This window comes from Lysinibacillus sp. FW301-JW8, from assembly GCF_058788755.1.
The window spans coordinates 1-17,785 of record NZ_JBYTBB010000058.1 but is presented as its reverse complement, the minus strand read 5'-3'; the positions used below and the strand labels follow the sequence as shown (position 1 = coordinate 17,785).

The window sequence follows — 17,785 nt, the reverse complement described above, 5'->3', positions numbered from 1 at the left end:
CTTTATGCGACGATTAAAAATAATTATTAGCTATGATGGAACACATTTTTCTGGTTACCAAGTACAGCCTGGAGAGCGGACAGTTCAGGCCGAGCTTGAGCGTGTTCTTGCCATTATGCATAAAGGGGAAAAGATAAAGGTTACCGCAAGCGGCCGTACAGATGCGAGAGTTCATGCAACTGGACAAACATTGCATTTTGATACACCACTCGCCATTCCAATTGACAAGTATAGTAAGGCTTTAAATGTGCAGCTTCCTAGAGATATTCGTATATTGTCAGTAGAGGAAGTGGCACATGACTTTCATGCACGATACAGTGTGACTGGGAAGCGTTATCGCTATATTTGGTCTTGTGAGCATGTCCAAAGCCCATTTCGCAGACATTACACGGTTGAGACAAATGGTGTCAAACCCAATGTGGATGCAATGCAGGAGGCAGCAAAGGCTATAATTGGAACACATGACTTTTCATGCTTTTGTGCAGCGAATACAAGTGTGAAGGATAAAGTACGCACAATAACATCACTACTATTTGAATGGCATGGGGAAGAGCTTCATATGGTGATTGAAGGCACTGGCTTCTTATATAATATGGTTCGTATTATAGCAGGTACACTTTGGGAGGTTGGGGTAGGTCGACGTGCTATAGACAATGTAGCACTTGTAATCGCCTCAGAAGATCGTGATAAAGCGGGAAAAACCGCACCGCCACAAGGGTTATACTTAGAAAAAGTGTTCTATTAGTGATGTTCTATAATTCTGAACAACTTCACCAGGTGTTTAATGAAATTGCTTGACTTTAAAAGTCATTCATTATATGATAACAGATGGTATTTTCATTACCACCACAAATAAGCCCCGAAAACTTATAGTGTAGTTTAATGAAAAATAACGGTAATCGAATCGATTAGGAGGATATATACATGCGTACAACATTCATGGCTAAAGGTCACGAAGTAGACCGTAAATGGTTAGTAGTTGATGCAGAAGGCCAAACTCTTGGACGTTTAGCTTCTGAAGTAGCTGCAATCTTACGTGGTAAACATAAACCAACATTCACACCAAACGTTGACACGGGTGATCACGTAATCATCATCAACGCTGACAAAATCCATTTAACTGGTAACAAATTAGAGGGTAAACTTTACCGTCACCACACTCAATTTGCAGGTGGTTTAAAAACTCGTACTGCTGGTGAAATGCTAGACAAGTACCCAACAAGAATGATCGAATTAGCAGTTAAAGGAATGCTTCCTAAAAACTCTTTAGGTCGCAAAATGTTCGGTAAGCTAAATGTTTACACAGGAACAGAGCATCCACATGCTGCACAAAAACCAGAAGCATACGAGCTTCGCGGATAATATAAATTAAGAGGAGGATATTACTTTGGCACAAGTTCAATACATCGGCACTGGTCGCCGTAAAAGCTCTGTAGCTCGCGTACGTTTAGTACCAGGTACAGGTAAAATTGTTATCAACAAACGTGAAATCGAAGAATACGTACCATTCGCTGCACTACGTGAAGTAATCAAACAACCATTAGTAGCTACTGAAACTACAGGAAGCTATGATATCCACGTAAACGTTAACGGTGGTGGATACACTGGTCAAGCTGGTGCTGTTCGTCACGGTATCGCTCGTGCTCTACTTCAAGTAGACCCAGATTTCCGTGCTGCATTAAAATCTGCTGGATTACTTACTCGTGATTCACGCATGAAAGAACGTAAAAAACCAGGTCTACGCGGCGCTCGTCGTGCACCTCAGTTCTCAAAACGTTAATATCGTTGTTATATCAACGTTTCCAAGCTCTTCTCAGGTTTACCTGAGAGGAGCTTTTTTTACGTTGATAACAAAAATAATACCCCATTAATACCCCTTGATTAAAAATCAATGTAATTTTGAAACTGATCCGCTAGTTTTTCACGTGCTGTTTGTGTAACATGTGTGTAAATATCCATCGTAGTTTTAATATCACTATGACCAAGCCTTGCCTGTACATCTTTTAAACTTGCTCCCGTTTCAAACAATAATGAGGCATGTGTATGTCTAAAATTATATTTTTCTTTCTATCAAAGAAAGAATGAAAATAAAAACATACCTATGATGCTCATTCTCATTTAATAACAGTTTAAAATAAATAAGCGCTGGAGATCGATCATACGTTGCAAAAGAATAAAGGGAAAAGAGATTTGAAGCAAGAATGGATTAAAATATTAAGAATCTCACCACTACTTTGTAGATACATGTGAGAAGCCTATGAGACACTTACGAGGGTCACTTAATGTTCAATCTATCCAAACATCATTCCAATCAATCAAGTGGCTTAATCGCCTTGCTAAGTGCTTCAAATAAATTTTTATTTTAAATGAAAAAAGGCTGTAGGCAAACTCAGATTTTGACTTTGTCTACAGCCTAAGAAATTATTCAAATTAAATTTTTCCAAAAATAGCTTTCTAAACCATAATGATTTTTTCTTACTCTTCTTTTTTACTTTTCTCTTCAATTTTTTGAAATAAAAAAGTAACCAATGTAAGAGCAATATAAAGTATAACAAAATTTAGAAGTCCACTAATTTCAATTTTATTCGCTATATATACGTATAACCCTACTACAATTAAACGGTGTTACAACGCCAAGCTTCCCAGATGTGAAAGCAACGCACTGGGCATTTAAAGAGATTGAAGAAGCAGCGAAAAATCATTCGTATTATATAAATGAAGACAGTGCAGAGCAGTTATCTAACTAAACAACAAGTAGGCTACGGATTTCCTTAGCCTGCTTGGATATTTAAAAAGAGTGAAGTGATAATAATAACTTAAAATCAGTGATAGTAATCCATACTAGACGATGCATTTACAATATGGTTTGTTCAGAATTTGTTTAACAGACCTATGATAGGATGCGTAAGGGGACCGATATTAGAAATACAGGTGAAAGTCATATTGCATAATGGATTTAATTCTAACAAACTGATAGTTTGATGTTAGACATAATTGTGTTCAAGTAGGGGAGGCGTGATAGTGAAAAAAAATATTGGCATTACTGTGACCATTATCATGCTATTTATTATCGTATTTTTTGTTGGCAATGGAGATTATTTTGTTAGTAGTAGTCAGCGGATTGCGCAGAATGGGATAGTTACGATTGAAGAAAAAGAACTACAAGAAAATACTATTTTAAAATTAGATGGAGAATGGTCGTTCTATCCAAATATCTTAATATCGTCAAGTGATTCATTTGACGCGTACGAGAGCGAGAAAATACCAATTGAGGTGCCAGCTACTTGGAATAGTTTTGTAGAACCAAATGAAGAAGGACTTACTGTAGGAACATATCATGTTAAGATAAATGTACCAATTGAAGGGGAATATGGATTATACATTCGTTCAATTCGCCAATCTAACCGTGTTTTCATAAATGGAGAAGATGTAGGTAGTATGGGGAATCCGAGTGAAACCTTAAAGGACTTTAAGTTCGAAAATGATGATAAATATACGGTGTTTGGAAAAAGTGAGAATCAAATGCTTGATATTGTAATTCATGTCGGAAATTATAATTATCCAAAAGCTGGTATTACTTTTCCTATTGAGTTTGGAACAAAAGAAGCTATTCAAAGAGATTTTAGCATGAAAATTTTAGCAGGATCGTTTGTATGTATTGGTTATATTGTATTCGGTGCGATTTATATTATATCGTATAGTCAAAATCGGAAGCGTAAAGAAGAATTGTTTTTGGGGTTATTCACTATATTATTCGGACTGTACATGTCGTTTAATAATGAAAAAATATTTTTCATTATTTTTTCATACTTAACCATAAATGAACAAATACGTTTACAATTAGGGATTTTACCACTTGTTGATGTTTGTTTAGCATTTTTTCTCTATTATTTGTATCCGGAGTTTATGAGGAAAAAAGCGATTTATATTATTAGTATTTTGTTAGGTTTACTTTTTTTTATCTATGGGATTTACAACCCGATTACAAAAAATAGTATGATTATACCAATAGAAAATCTAGTTCTTTCACAAATAATCTTTGCAGTAATTTTTATTCCTGTTGGGCTTTATAATGTGTTTGTGCTATTACGTGTGCTTATGAAAGGTGTAGAAGGTTCACGTTATATTCTAATTCTTTTAGTATCTCTTACTTGTTATACCTTTTTAATAGTAATGTATTACATTTTTGATATACCTATGGTTTATAGTGAACAATTATTGTTTATTTTTACACTATATAGTTTTGCATCTCTGCTTAGCTTCCGAGCAAATACATCTTTTAAGAAAGTTCAAGCGTTATCAGAAGAGCTATTGATGCATAATCAAATGAAGGATGAGTTTTTATTGAAAACGTCTCATGAATTACGTACGCCTTTAAATGGTATTTTAAATATATCCAAATCATTAATGGAAGGTGTACAAGGACCTTTAAAGCGTGAGCAACAAGAAAATATCATTTTAATACATAATGTCGCGCAACGTTTAGGTTATTTAGTAGAGGATTTATTGATTTCTTCGAATCATATGACTGGAGAAGTTCGTGTTATCCCTCGTGTTGTTCCGATAAGCGTAATTGATGAAGTAATTGAGGAAATTCGTAGTTTAATGTCGAGTGATACATCCATAAGATTAATGAGTGCAGTAGATTCTAATTTACCCCATATGTATACAGATGAATTACGATTGAAACAAGTGCTTTATAATTTACTCTATAATGCTCTGCAACATACAAAACATGGACAAATTACAGTCTTAGCTAGTGTACGTAATGATTATATGGAAATACAAGTAAGCGATACTGGAATTGGTATACCATCACAAGACTTAGATCGAATTTTTAATTCCTTTTATCAAGTAAAGAAAGGTAAAAAAAGTGGGGGACTTGGGTTAGGATTAAGTATCTCAAAAAATATAGTAGAACAGTTAAATGGGGAAATTCATGTAACAAGTACATTAGGTGTTGGAACAATTTTTACTTTTACGGTGCCACTTGCCACACTCGAAAAACTAGATATTGAAACACAACAACAGATGGGCAATAGAGCAGAAAATACTATACTACAGCTAAATTTACCATTATTGCATAAAGGTAATGACAAAACCATACTCATTGTTGATGATGATCATGTGAATATAAAAGTACTAGTGGACGCATTAATTCAAAAAGGCTATACCATTATTGGGGTAGATAATGGGTTTGATGCGATGGATTATATAAAGAAACATAAAGTAGATTGCATGTTAGTCGACTTAATGATGAATGGTATGTCAGGCTATGAATTATGCAAACAAGTACGAAAGCAATACGATATGTTGGAATTACCGATTATTGTTTTAACAGCAATTATGCAGCATTCAGATTTAGTGTTATCTTTACAAGTTGGGGCAAATGATTATCTGCCAAAACCGATTGCGATGGATGAATTACTAGTGCGTATTCAATCATTACTAGCAGTTCGACAATCTTCCATTGATGCGATTGAGGATGAAATGAATTATTTATATGCGCAAGTAACTCCTCATTTTGTCTACAATACACTTAATACTATTATCGGCTTAAGCTATACAGATATAGAAAATACACGAGAGGCGTTATACAGTTTAGCAACCTATTTCCGTGCCAAGCTGAATGTCCATTATCGTAACAGCATGGTTTCTATAGAAGATGAAATAGACCTTGTAAAAGCATATCTCTATATTGAAAAAATGCGCTTTGGTGATCGTCTTACAGTTGTGTATGATATTGATGAGTCCATTCAATCTTTGATTCCAGCATTATCAATTCAGCCTATAGTTGAAAATGCAGTTTTTCACGGGATTTCGAAGAAAAAAGAAGGTGGTACTATTGAGGTGAGTGTGCAACGAGAAGGTCAATTTATACGTATTAAAATTTATGATAATGGGGTCGGTATCTCAGAAGAAAAGTTGCAACGATTAGTAAATGAAGAAAACTCACGTATTGGATTTACGAATCCGTTGAAAAAATTTAGGCTTATTAGAAATGCCAGTTTTCGTATATATAGTGAAGAAGGTAAAGGAACTACTGTTATTATTCTATTACCAGAAGGTGATGCATAGTGAATATAGTCATAATTGATGATGAAGAAATGGCAATAGATGTGTTAAGAATTATGCTAGAAAAGCTTACACAATTTACGATTTGCATTAAAGGTACATATACAAATGTAAGGGATGCATTTGCTTTTTTTGAAAAAGAGCGAGTAGATGTCGTTTTTTTTTAGATATGGAGATGATTGACGTTCATAGGTTGCAAGTTGCCAAAAAGTTACTAGTTAAATATCCAACACCTCAGTTCTCAAAACGTTAATATCAGCGTTTCAAGGCTCTTTTCACTTATGTGGAAAGGGTCTTTTTTAATTTTTGAAGTTATAAAAGGGATCTTCATCGTTTGCGGGAAAAAGTAGATCCTTTCTCACAACTCTATGGTTTTTCATTAAGAAATCCAATTTCGTCAATTAATAAAGTTCAAAAACTATATGAACATAGGACAGGTGATACAGCAGAGGATCAAATATATGCTAAAGCACTAATATACCAACTTGTTTATGAAACTTACCGTGATATTAGGGAGATGGGGTTTGGGGCTTTGAACAAGATTATGTAGCTCTTGCTATGCAGTATTTGAACGAACATTATGCTGAACCGATATCTATACAGACATTTGTAGAAATGTTTCCTATAAGTAGAAGCCAGTTAAGTCGATTGTTTAAAAAGTGTGAACGTAAAAGTTTACAATAATATTTAAATGAAAGGAGATTGGAAGCGGCTAAAAAACTGTATATACTTCGAAAAACCTTGTAAGTAAATCTAAAAAAATACGAAAGGACTGTTCAAAAAATTAGTTAAGCAATTTTTTTCGCAGCCCCGTTATCTATTACCTATTATTCTCTAAGATTAACTCAGTTATCATATCCAGTTGATGTAATACACTAATCGGATCATTGAGTAGGAATTGATCAAAATTAATATGATATACTTTACCATTTTGAACAGCTGCCGTACTCGCCCAAATCTGTTCATTTTCCTTGAGCGAATCTTCTCCATCTTTATTCGTTGCGATAAATAAGTGGTCGCCGATATATTCAGGAATGACTTCAGCTGAAATCTCCCAAACTTCCCCATTTAGCACTTCAGCCTGTACTTTTTCTTGCGGTGTTAAACCTAAATACTTATAAATAATATTTCCACCCATATTCACATCGTCGTAAATAAGAAAGGCGTCCTGACGTACATTTAATATTGTAAAAGTCTCGTCCTTACTGATGATAGCGTCTACTTTTTCTTTAGCAGCTGCGACTTTCTCTTCAAATTTACTAAGCCACTCTTCACTCTCTTTTTCCTTGCCTAAAATTTCACCAAACATACGCAGTTCATCTGCTAGATTTTCTGAGTGATTTGGTATAATAACTGTTGGAGCAATTTTACTAAATGCTTCATATCCCCCACCATCTCGCCAAGCTTCTGTCAAAATAATCAAATCTGGCTCTAGAGAAGCTACTTTCTCGAGATTCAATGGAAATATACCAACATCTTCAATATCATTTTCAGCAATAAATCCAGTTTGTAAAGGGTAACTAGAACTGCCGACTGGCTGGACGCCCAATGCCATTAATTGTCCGACTTTTACATCGGTGAATACTCGCTTTGGTTCCAATGGAATTTCGGTCTCACCATCAATATGCTTATAAATCTTAGTTCTAGAAGCTTCCTCTCCTTTATTATTTACAGCTGTTATTGAGTTATTTCGATCATTTTCCGAGCTTGGCTTACCATTATTTGCTTGACATCCACTTATAAGTATTGACACACAAACAAGAATTAGTGAAGCCAGGGTAGTTTTTGTACGGTTTGTAATTAACAATTGTATCTCTCCTTCTGATTGAGAAAGGTTCTCAATTTCTTTTGCACCTTCATTATAAGAAAGCGAAGATACTGGAACAATGGAGAATAGTGAAGATTTAGATGGATTAAGATGTAGACCTTGGTGACCAAACCTTCTTTCACGAAAGTGAAGCGGAGATACTCCGAACTGCTTTTTAAACAATCTACTAAAGTAATACATATCTGAATATCCTATGCTGAAAGCTATTTCTCCTACACTTAGCTGAGTAGTCAATAAAAGTTGACTGGCTTGTTCTAATCGTATGCCAATAATATAATCATTTGGACTTTCCCCGACTTCTGCTTTAAACAATCTGTGCATATAACTAACACTGCAACCGAGTAAATCAGCTAACTTCCTCATCGTAATAACTTCGTGGTAATTTTTATGAATATAATTGAGTGCATAGGCAATAAGTTTAGAAGGTTTGCCTTTGTCTGTAGAGTTTTGCAGGAGATTGAATAACTCGTAAATAAATTCATAGAACAATGATTTCGAACGGATTTTGCTTAATTCATCACATTTTCCCCATTCTTCATATAATCCTCGAATGTTATTATATAGAACTCCAGGTTCTTGGAGGACAACATGATAAAATAGATGTAATGGTTCTAGTAACTGATTCGTTGAATGCTTAGCAGAAGGGCTTACAGTCACATCTGAATTACTTACTTTGAAATAAATAATATAATATGAGAACTCGTTTCTAGCAGGCAGAATGTCCATCTTCGTCCCTTTACCTGCATGAACCAAATGATGTCGCTTTACATAACATTTATGTTCATCTATTCGTACAAAGGCATTACCATTAACAACAAACAGAAATACATTGGTAGGAAGTTTGTAGTTGCATAGATCCTGCCCATCACATATAACATGATGGCGAATATCTAAAATTCGAACAGTAGCCATATTCCACAGCTTGATTTGTTCATTCCAATTCATAATTTCACCCCAAATATATCTTTGTTTAAGATGATAATGATTCTCAAATGAAATTGCAATATACACTGAAATTTGAAATTGATAATCATTTAGATTACTATACAAAATTGAATATTAATGTGGAGGAAGGGTCAATCAAGTGATGGGGAATAGGTATAGGACTATACATATAACAAATGAGACCCAAAAAGTATACACTTTATTAAAAAATTTAGGCTGATGTTTTATAGTTATTATGTATTTTATTGGTGAATAAATGGGACTTGATGTGAGACAAAATAGAGAAATAGGGAATTAAGAAATCTTTAGAAGGTATGATTATGGAGAAAGCTGCAGTGACCAGTAGTCTTAAATTAACGCCATCAATTTTTTCTCATAGAATCTCAAGGTATAGAGCTCTTTGGAATTAATCTAATTCTAAAAGGGCTTCTTTTTAATTAATAAGATAGCATGTTCACATTACCATAGTAAAAGTTTTGAATCGCACAATGCGTGAGGCTCGTTTATATAGATGAAGGGGTGATAGTGCTGGATTTGCGACAGATAGTAGATGATTATAGTGAACATTTATTACGTATAGCTTATTACTATACAAAAAATTTACATGCTGCAGAAGATATTGTACAAGATGTTTTTATCAAGTTTTCGCAGAGCAATTATGAAGAAAATGGGCAATTACGTTCCTATCTAACAAAAATAACCATAAACCGCAGTAAAGATTATTTAAAAAGCTGGTCGTATCGAAAGATTCAACTCCAAGAACAATTTCCCTTACTTGCTTTTTTACAAAAAGACAGTCTGGTACAAAAGGAATTGCAAACAACAATTGGAGAAGTCGTTCTATCTTTACCCATTAAATACAGAGAAGTGATTATTCTTTATTATTATGAGGAATTACATACAGCAGATATCGCCTCACTATTAAAACAGCCTGAAAGTACAATCCGCACAAGATTACGAAGAGCCCGTGAAAAACTTCGACCTATATTATCTGGGGAATGGGAGGATTTATATGAAGAGTGAAATCAAAAAAAGTTTGCTTGAAGCAACACCTGATTTACAAGAGAGCAAATCTCGCGTAAGGAAAGCTGTGCTACAATTACCAAAAAAACAGCACTCTCGAATACCTCGGCTCGTATCTGGGTGCTTGATCTTACTATTAATAATATTAATATTCGTTGAACGACAAAGTGATGAATATGTACACGGCTTCTCAGAAACAACTCTAAATATGTATGGCTTATTAGATGATGCCGACCATTCTGAACGTTATCGTAACGATTTATTGCTTTTAAAATATGGGAAACGTAAAGGTGTAAAGCTAAGTAAACAGGACGTGAAAAAACTGGTTACATCCTTTGAGGCTGAATTACCGAGTTCTTTTGATAAAATCCTACAAAGAAAGGGTATTACAAAAGAGGCTTACAAAGAACAATATCTAACATTGATTGCACAGGTTCAACTTGTACGTGAGGCGTTACTACCTCACTATAAAATGTATCCAGAATTTCATCAAGTAATTCATGAGCAATTACTCCTCCTTGATGCAGCTGAAGAAGAGCATATGAAAGATATGAGTTTCGAAGTGGCAGTCGATATTCATGCCATTGTCTTATATGAAGGAAAAAATGCACGAATTCTTGCATTAATGGATAAAAAAAGGTTGTTAGAAGAACAACTTATTATTATGCCAATACGTGATGAATTAACATTAAAAACTGGTGACGAAGTGTTACTCCAAAACAGTTTTCTGACAGGATTTACAACAAAAACAGTAATTAAGTATTTTGCGGTAAGCCAAAATATTACAGAGATAACAACAAATAAATCTACAACAATACCAGCCATACAGAAGAAATTGAGCATTTTTTTTGAACAAATGACTTGGCAAAATATTTCACAGACAAAAGAACCCGACATACAATTAATCACAATGAACGGAAACTATTCTGTCTGGTATGGTGACGATATTGTCATTGGCTCTGGTGATAAAGGCTTTATCATTAGCAAAGAACAGGTGCAGGAATGGGGAGACGAATTAATTCAAAAATTGCAATATAAATAACATATAAATGCCATCTATTTTGACAGATTTTTATTCAAAATAGATGGCTTTTTTTAATTAAAGGTAATAAGAAGTATTTATTAAAATTATTTTTGGATAAGTTTATATTTTTTTAAGAAATTATTTAGAGGGAGTTTAACATTCAATATTAATATTATTGTCAATGGGACATCAAGCCTCAATAAAAGGGTTTGGAGTAACTGATTAATAATAAAAATATGGAGGTAAATAGAAATGAAAAAGCTATTAATAGTATCCGTTGCAGCAATGGCTCTCCTTGCAGCTTGTCAGGATAAAGAGCCTGTAAAGGAAAATGATGCAGAAAGTGCAGAAGTAAAAACAGAGAGTGCCGCAACCGAAAATAATACACAGTTAACAAAAGGACAAGAAATGGCTAACATTCTTAGTAGTACAAACTGGCAAGGGACAAAGGTATACGATAAAGATAATAATGACTTAACAGCTGAGAATGCGAATTTTATCGGTCTATCTAAATATAATGTTGAAACAGGTCACTATGAATTCTTTGATGCGGCTACAGGAGAAAGCCGCGATGATAAAGGAACATTCTTTGTTACAAATGATGGGAAAAGTAGAGTTTTAATTTCTGATTCAAAAAATTACCAAGCTGTTGTGGGAATAACAGAGTTAAACGACAATATTTTTACTTATAAACGAATGGGTAAAGATAAGGAAGGCAACGATGTAGAAGTTTTTGTTGAGCATGTTCCTTATAATGATAAGGATCTTGCTTTCACGGATGCTGATAAAACTTTAGATGCTACTACAGGTGATATTGTAAAAAACGTGGACGGTGATAAGATCTTAGCAGAGACATTGTGGCATGGGACTGTAGTGTTAGATGAAGCTGGGAATGATGTAACTGAATTTAATACGAACTTCATCAGTATCGCAAAATATGATGCAGACACAAATAAATATGAATTTTTCAACCCTGAAACAGGAGAAAGTCGTGGAGACTATGGTTACTTTGATATTATCCATGGCAATAAAATTAGAGCCCACGTTTCAGTTGGCGACAATAAATATGGTGTAGCACTTGAAATCACAGAGCTTAACGATCAGAAGTTTACGTATAAAAGAATGGGTAAAGATAAAGATGGAAATGAAGTAACTGTATTTGTTGAGCATGAACCATATGAAGGTGAATATAATCCTGAATTCACACTCAAATAAATTTCCTCCTTAGTAATAAACAGCGTTAGTCCTTTACGGGCTAATGCTGTTTTTGGATAGAAGAAATTAATTTATAATCTCGTCAGCTTAGTGGCGAGGTTTTTAATATATCCAAGCCTAATAATTAAGGGCTGAGTAAAATGTGTATTTTACGTGGAAATGGCTGATACTGCTTTTAAGCTGTTATTTCTTAGAGGACTTTGAAGTAACTGAATATATAAAATGGAGGTCAATGTATGAAAAAGCTATTAATAATATCTCTTGCAACGATGGCATTGCTTGCTGCGTGTCAGAGTAAACAAGATGTAAAAAAGAAAGAGGAAGTAAAAACTGAGCAATCTGCAGAGCAAAGGCAGGTTGAAATGACGAAAGGTCAAGCGAATGCCAATATTCTTAGTAGCACAAACTGGCAGGGTACAAAAGTCTACGATAAGAATAAGAAAGATTTAACCGCAGAAAATTCTAATTTTATTGGCCTAGCAAAATACGATACTAATTCAGCTCGTTACGAATTTTTTGATGCAAAAACAGGAAAAAGTCGCGATGATAAGGGGATTTTCTTTATCACGAATGATGGAAAGCAAAGAATATTAATTTCTGAATCGAAAAATTATCAAGCTATCGTGGAAATTACGGAGCTAACTCAAAATTTATTTACGTATAAAAGGATGGGGAAAGATACAAATGGTAACGATGTAGAGGTATTCGTTGAGCATGTTCCTTATAAAGATAAAAAACTTACATTTACTGAAGAAGATAAAGCTTTAAAAAATTCCACAGGAACTATTGTTAAAGATGTGGATGGCGATAAAATTTTAGCCGATACACTATGGCAGGGAACAGTTGTATTAGATACAGAAGGAAATGATTTAACACAATATAATTCAAATTTTATTAGTATAGCTAAATATGATGCTGATACGAATAAATATGAATTTTTCAATCCTGAAACAGGTGAAAGCCGTGCTGATTATGGTTTCTTTAATGTTCTCCATGGAAATAAGCTAAGAGCACATGTTTCAATAGGTGAAAATAAATATGGGGCTGTCCTTGAAATTACTGAACTTAATAACAAGAAATTCACTTATTTAAGAACGGGTAAAGACAAAGATGGAAAGGATATCACAATATTTGTAGAGCATGAACCTTATACAGGTAAGTTTAAACCTGAATTTACACAAAAATAGATTTATTCCTCAAGTAACGGCATTAGTTCTCAAATTGTAATTGGACTAATGCCATTTTATTGTTACTTGAAAAATATCTATTACAAATCAAACTCTCAATTTTAATACTGAGTGTTTTTTTCACTTTCTGGCATAGTTCTCTCACTAACGTCGTACACTAAATGTAAAAGGGTGGTGGATATGGGTGAAGCGCTGGCTTGCACTAGGAGTAATTATGCTAATGAGTATAGTGGTTGTGGCATATGAAACGAATGCTTCAGACCGTAACTTCTTCTTACCAGACCCACTTGGTGGTCAAAAGATTGTCATTGATGCGGGGCATGGGGGTCAGGATGGAGGAGCTTCAAAGGGCGAAGTGATTGAAAAGGATATTACACTTGCAATTGCTCAGTATGTCGAGAAAGAGCTAAAGAAAAAAGGCGCAATGGTTATAATGACGCGAACACAGGATGGAGATGTTATCGAGGAGCATGCGCCGTCAGAGAAGTTTGGTACAATGCGGGAACGAAAAAAGCAGGATATCTTTTTAAGAAAGGATATTGTTGAAAAAGAAAATCCAGATATTTTTATTACAATTCATGCAAATGCTATTCCAGAGACAAAATGGCGTGGAGCACAGGTGTTTTATCATAAAGAAGGACATGCTGAAAGTGAATTATTAGCAAAAAGCATTCAAGAATCTATACGTACAAATTTAAAAAATACTGACCGAGAAGCACTGTCTATCAAACAAATATATTTACTGAAAAAAGTTGAAGTACCTGCTGCACTTGTGGAAACTGGATTTATCAGCAATGATGAGGAACGTGCACTTTTAACCGATAAAAAATACCAAGAAAAAATGGGAGATGCCATTGTTGAAGGTATAGAAGCCTATTTATTAGCTAAAATTGAATAGAGCAACATCTACAACGTAAATCAAATCATTATGATATACTAACATTGAGATAATATAAGGGGAGTGTTCGTCGTGATTACTGAACAACAAATACGAGAAATACTAGGACAACTACAAGATCCATTTTTACATAAATCACTTGCAGAAACAGATGGAATTACTAACGTATCAATAAAAGAAGAAAAAAATCATGTCAGTGTAAAAATTGCGATTGCTAAAACAAATACACCTGAACAATTACAATTACAAATGAAAATAGTTGAAGTTTTGAAGGAAGCGGGTGCAAATACTGTAGGCATTCGCTTTGAGGAGCTATCGGCAGAAAAATTACAAGGCTTCCGTGGAACAGCTACTGAGTCTGAGGCTCAGGATATTTTATCTCCTCTTAGCACAGTACAAGTTATTTCCATTGCATCAGGTAAAGGCGGTGTAGGAAAATCTACGGTTTCCGTTAATCTTGCTGTGGCATTAGCTCGACTTGGTAAAAAAGTGGGCTTAATTGATGCAGATATTTACGGGTTTAGCGTGCCAGATATGATGGGTGTTACCGATATGCCGAAAGTTGTAGATAATCGAATTTTCCCAGTTGATCGCTTCGGGGTAAAAGTGATTTCAATGGGCTTCTTTGTTGAAAACAATGCACCAATTGTGTGGCGTGGACCAATGTTAGGTAAAGTGTTAGATCAGTTCTTCCGTGATGTAGAATGGGGCGAATTAGACTATCTGTTACTTGATTTACCACCAGGTACCGGGGACGTAGCTCTAGATATTCATCAAATGCTGCCTTCATCAAAAGAAATTGTTGTTACAACACCACATCCTACAGCAGCATTCGTTGCGGCTCGTGCAGGTGCAATGGCTCTACAAACAGAACATGAAATTTTAGGTGTTATTGAAAATATGGCATGGTACGAGTCAAAATCAGGTGATCGTGAATTTGTATTCGGTCAAGGCGGAGGACCAAAGTTGGCTGAAGAACTACGTACAGAATTACTTGGACAAATCCCTCTTGGTCAACCTGACTGGTCAGAAGAAGATTTTGCACCTTCTGTTTATGCTGAAAAACATCCAACAGGGCAAATTTATTTAGATATCGCGACGAAAATGATCAATAAATTAAATAAATAAATTAAAAACGGATTTCCTAAGTTAATGAGGAAATCCGTTTTTAAAATAAAGGAATTACTGGTTACTTTTTTGCTCCTTGTTAGTGCCTGCACCGCTACCTTCTTTTTTCTCGCCTTTTCCTGAAGATGCAGTTGCTTCACCACCACTTTTTTTAATAAGCTCCTGCCATTTTGATTGCATAAGTGGGCTTTCAATCGTTTCTTTTACGACTTCCTCCATTTGTTTTCTCATGTTGGAAGACTTTAGAATCGTTTCTAACTGCTTTTGCATATCGGGCTGTCCAAAGAAAGCCTCCATATCCTTTTGGAAAGTGGGATCTTTGATTAATTCTTTCATAATATCCTGTTGCTGCTTTTGCATACTTTTAGCGACAGTTTCTTTAAATTTTGGATCCTCGAATGTTTTCTTCCAAAAATCTTCGGCCTCCTTAGAAAGTAAGGTTTCCTCAGTAGCCTTTTTTACTTCTTCATGCTCCAAAATCAATAATTCGCGAAAGCTTGGCTCCTCTAAAAGCTGCCGTAAAGCCTTTTTACCATCCTCAGTTTGTAAAGAGTCAATCATAATTTTTTTTATTTCATCATAGGACATGGTAGAGGTTTTATCTTGTGAACAGGCAGAAAGAAAAAGCATTAGAACTAGTAATAGGGTAAATTTTCGCATTAATCATCAGTCCTTTCTATAGATAGACTCTTTCAATTATTGTTCACATTTACGATGACTTTATGTATTGGTTAGGATGAGAAATAGCTTTTTTAACAATGCATTGTTAAAATAAATACAGATATATTGTAGAAATTGGGGGACTTTTAGTTGTGACGATACGAAATTGGGCAAAGTTTTTCTTTTTTGCAATGCTCGTTGGAGGCGCTGTCAACGGAATTTGTAGCTTGTTTATAAGATGGGACTTCTTTCAACCATACATAACAAATGGTCATTGGGGAGAATTTATAGCAGGGCTTTTATGGATGGTCTTTTTAGGATTTACGATGAGTGTAATTGCACAAGCAGGATTCTTTGCTTATTTAACACTCCATCAAGTAGGGGTTAACATTTTTAGAACACTGACGCTGTGGAATTGGGTTCAGTTATTATTAATTGTTATTACTATTTTTGACGTTATATTCTTCCGCTTTGTCCCAGGTATTAAAGAAGGACAAAGCTGGATATTTTATTTAGGATTATTAATTGTTTTAATTTTTGGAGCAGTTGCAACAGCCGTTCAAAAAGTAAAATTGACGGGGAAAAAGCATGTTTTAATTTCCGCATTATTTTTTATGATTGTCATTACAACGTTGGAATGGACAATTGCTTTAATGGGACGTGATGAAAATATTAACGAGTATGTTGCTTTGTTACTATTTCCATTACTTGCTGTAAACGCCTATCAATTATTAGTATTACCTAAATATAATGCAAAATCCGATGAAGATCGTCAAAAGTTAGAAGCACGCCGTAAAGCACGTAGAGAACAAGCAAAAAACGCAAATGCATAATAAAGATGCCTCCAATTGATTTTTGGAGGCATTTTTTTTATGGTGATTTTTTAGTTTGAACTTTATACCCAAATATATTTTCTTCAATCGACATAAATTTATTTTGTTGTAGCAAAATATTAATATCCTTGAATGTAATTGAATTGTTTTGATGCAAGGTGATGAAAATAAAATCGCCTTTTTGTATTTTAGGTGTTTTTTCTCCTTTCCAAATTAAAGAGGGAGAAAGTATGTTTATTTGCTGTTGAAATAAGTTCTTTTGTAAATCCTGAGAATATTGGTGATTGCGAGTGGCAAACCAAAGTGGTGATTCTTTTAAATACTTTTCGTAAATAGCGATATCTTTTTGTATGGCTGTCATATTAATAGGTTCATCTATAGAATCCTCTGGTCCCAATAATCCTGTAGGCAGTTTTCGCTTTTGAATGATTTTTAATTGTTCTGGTGATCGTTTAATCCATGCGGCATCTAACAATAAGAGTGGATAAGGCTCTTTCACAGTGTTAAGCCAGTCCATTAGTGCTTCATCAGAGAAAGTAATTTCGACAACAAGGGATGTACCGTAATGTCCTTTTGTTACAACTGCTGGAGCATCAGCGATATTAAACACAGAAATCATAGTTGAGTTTATCGGTTTTATAAAAACAAATAGTATTACGATGAAAAGCAATGAAATCAACGTTTTACGAACCATCACAACAACCTCGTTTCTAAAATATTAAAGAGAAAAATAAGCTTCTTAAAAAAACTTATGATTTAGTGTTGACTTTCATGAATAATCGATGTTATTATGTATAAGTCGCCAAGAGATGACGCGACAAATTAAAAAATGAACCTTGAAAACTGAACAAGCAAAACGTAATCAATAAAGTTTTTAGTAGCTAGCTTCTGTTGGTGAACAAAACAAAAATTTTGGACATCAAAATTGATGCCAGCAAAACAATTTGAGCTAATCAAATTTCTTTTATG

The 17,785-nt window shown here is 34.5% G+C and carries 14 protein-coding genes and 2 pseudogenes; 12 read left to right on the top strand and 4 right to left on the bottom strand.

Going from position 1 to position 17,785, the window contains the following annotated elements; translation table 11 throughout:
• Positions 1-4: 4 nt before the first annotated feature.
• From truA to rpsI, 3 genes are all read left to right on the top strand, one after another.
• Positions 5-745 (top strand): tRNA pseudouridine(38-40) synthase TruA, encoded by a 741-nt coding sequence (truA, locus tag AC3WOM_RS20070; protein WP_492448097.1) that lies wholly within the window; start codon positions 5-7, stop codon positions 743-745.
• 179 nt (positions 746-924) lie between these two features.
• Entirely contained in the window at positions 925-1,362 is a 438-nt protein-coding gene (rplM, locus tag AC3WOM_RS20065) for a 50S ribosomal protein L13 (protein WP_370043864.1), read from the top strand.
• Positions 1,363-1,387: 25 nt separating this feature from the next.
• Entirely contained in the window at positions 1,388-1,780 is a 393-nt protein-coding gene (gene rpsI / locus AC3WOM_RS20060; RefSeq protein ID WP_004233744.1) for a 30S ribosomal protein S9, read from the top strand.
• A gap of 101 nt (positions 1,781-1,881) precedes the next feature.
• Here the strand turns inward: rpsI and AC3WOM_RS20055 are convergent.
• Positions 1,882-2,058 (bottom strand): annotated as a pseudogene (locus AC3WOM_RS20055) (tyrosine-type recombinase/integrase); the annotation flags it as partial.
• Positions 2,059-3,021: 963 nt separating this feature from the next.
• On the opposite strand from AC3WOM_RS20055, the gene AC3WOM_RS20050 reads away from it, so the two are divergent.
• Together AC3WOM_RS20050 and AC3WOM_RS20045 are read left to right on the top strand one after the other, a co-directional pair.
• The gene (locus tag AC3WOM_RS20050; protein ID WP_492448096.1) at positions 3,022-6,078 is read left to right on the top strand and encodes a hybrid sensor histidine kinase/response regulator; all 3,057 of its coding nucleotides are present in this window, start codon (positions 3,022-3,024) and stop codon (positions 6,076-6,078) included.
• The gene (locus AC3WOM_RS20045) at positions 6,078-6,242 is read left to right on the top strand and encodes a hypothetical protein (protein ID WP_492448095.1); all 165 of its coding nucleotides are present in this window, start codon (positions 6,078-6,080) and stop codon (positions 6,240-6,242) included. Before AC3WOM_RS20050 ends, AC3WOM_RS20045 begins: the two co-directional genes overlap by 1 nt.
• 653 nt (positions 6,243-6,895) lie before the next feature.
• On the opposite strand, the gene AC3WOM_RS20040 is transcribed toward AC3WOM_RS20045, so the two are convergent.
• Positions 6,896-8,848 carry an ABC transporter substrate-binding protein gene (locus AC3WOM_RS20040; protein WP_492448094.1) on the bottom strand — a complete coding sequence of 651 codons (1,953 nt, stop codon included), beginning with the start codon at positions 8,846-8,848 and terminating at the stop codon, positions 6,896-6,898.
• A 525-nt stretch (positions 8,849-9,373) separates the two neighbouring features.
• On the opposite strand from AC3WOM_RS20040, the gene AC3WOM_RS20035 reads away from it, so the two are divergent.
• The 6 genes and pseudogenes from AC3WOM_RS20035 to AC3WOM_RS20010 all read left to right on the top strand — a co-directional run bounded on the left by AC3WOM_RS20035 (position 9,374) and on the right by AC3WOM_RS20010 (position 15,323).
• Entirely contained in the window at positions 9,374-9,871 is a 498-nt protein-coding gene (locus tag AC3WOM_RS20035; protein WP_492448093.1) for a sigma-70 family RNA polymerase sigma factor, read from the top strand.
• A complete protein-coding gene (locus AC3WOM_RS20030; RefSeq protein WP_492448092.1) occupies positions 9,861-10,913 on the top strand; it encodes a hypothetical protein in 1,053 nt (350 codons plus the stop codon). Before AC3WOM_RS20035 ends, AC3WOM_RS20030 begins: the two co-directional genes overlap by 11 nt.
• A gap of 369 nt (positions 10,914-11,282) precedes the next feature.
• Positions 11,283-12,110 (top strand): annotated as a pseudogene (locus AC3WOM_RS20025) (DUF4822 domain-containing protein); the annotation flags it as partial.
• A 236-nt stretch (positions 12,111-12,346) separates the two neighbouring features.
• Positions 12,347-13,297 carry a DUF4822 domain-containing protein gene (locus AC3WOM_RS20020; RefSeq protein ID WP_492448091.1) on the top strand — a complete coding sequence of 317 codons (951 nt, stop codon included), beginning with the start codon at positions 12,347-12,349 and terminating at the stop codon, positions 13,295-13,297.
• Between the two features lie 184 nt (positions 13,298-13,481).
• On the top strand, positions 13,482-14,195 hold the full coding sequence (locus AC3WOM_RS20015) for an N-acetylmuramoyl-L-alanine amidase (RefSeq protein ID WP_492448090.1): 714 nt from the start codon (positions 13,482-13,484) through the stop codon (positions 14,193-14,195).
• Between the two features lie 72 nt (positions 14,196-14,267).
• The gene (locus tag AC3WOM_RS20010) at positions 14,268-15,323 is read left to right on the top strand and encodes a P-loop NTPase (protein WP_492448089.1); all 1,056 of its coding nucleotides are present in this window, start codon (positions 14,268-14,270) and stop codon (positions 15,321-15,323) included.
• Positions 15,324-15,377: 54 nt separating this feature from the next.
• On the opposite strand, the gene gerD is transcribed toward AC3WOM_RS20010, so the two are convergent.
• Entirely contained in the window at positions 15,378-15,983 is a 606-nt protein-coding gene (gene gerD, locus AC3WOM_RS20005) for a spore germination lipoprotein GerD (protein WP_492448088.1), read from the bottom strand.
• Positions 15,984-16,135: 152 nt separating this feature from the next.
• Here gerD and AC3WOM_RS20000 point away from each other — a divergent pair, with 152 nt between their 5' ends.
• Positions 16,136-16,816 carry a KinB-signaling pathway activation protein gene (locus AC3WOM_RS20000; RefSeq protein ID WP_492448087.1) on the top strand — a complete coding sequence of 227 codons (681 nt, stop codon included), beginning with the start codon at positions 16,136-16,138 and terminating at the stop codon, positions 16,814-16,816.
• Between the two features lie 37 nt (positions 16,817-16,853).
• Here AC3WOM_RS20000 and AC3WOM_RS19995 read toward each other — a convergent pair whose 3' ends face one another.
• On the bottom strand, positions 16,854-17,510 hold the full coding sequence (locus tag AC3WOM_RS19995) for a hypothetical protein (protein WP_427549517.1): 657 nt from the start codon (positions 17,508-17,510) through the stop codon (positions 16,854-16,856).
• Between the last annotated feature and the right edge of the window lie 275 nt (positions 17,511-17,785).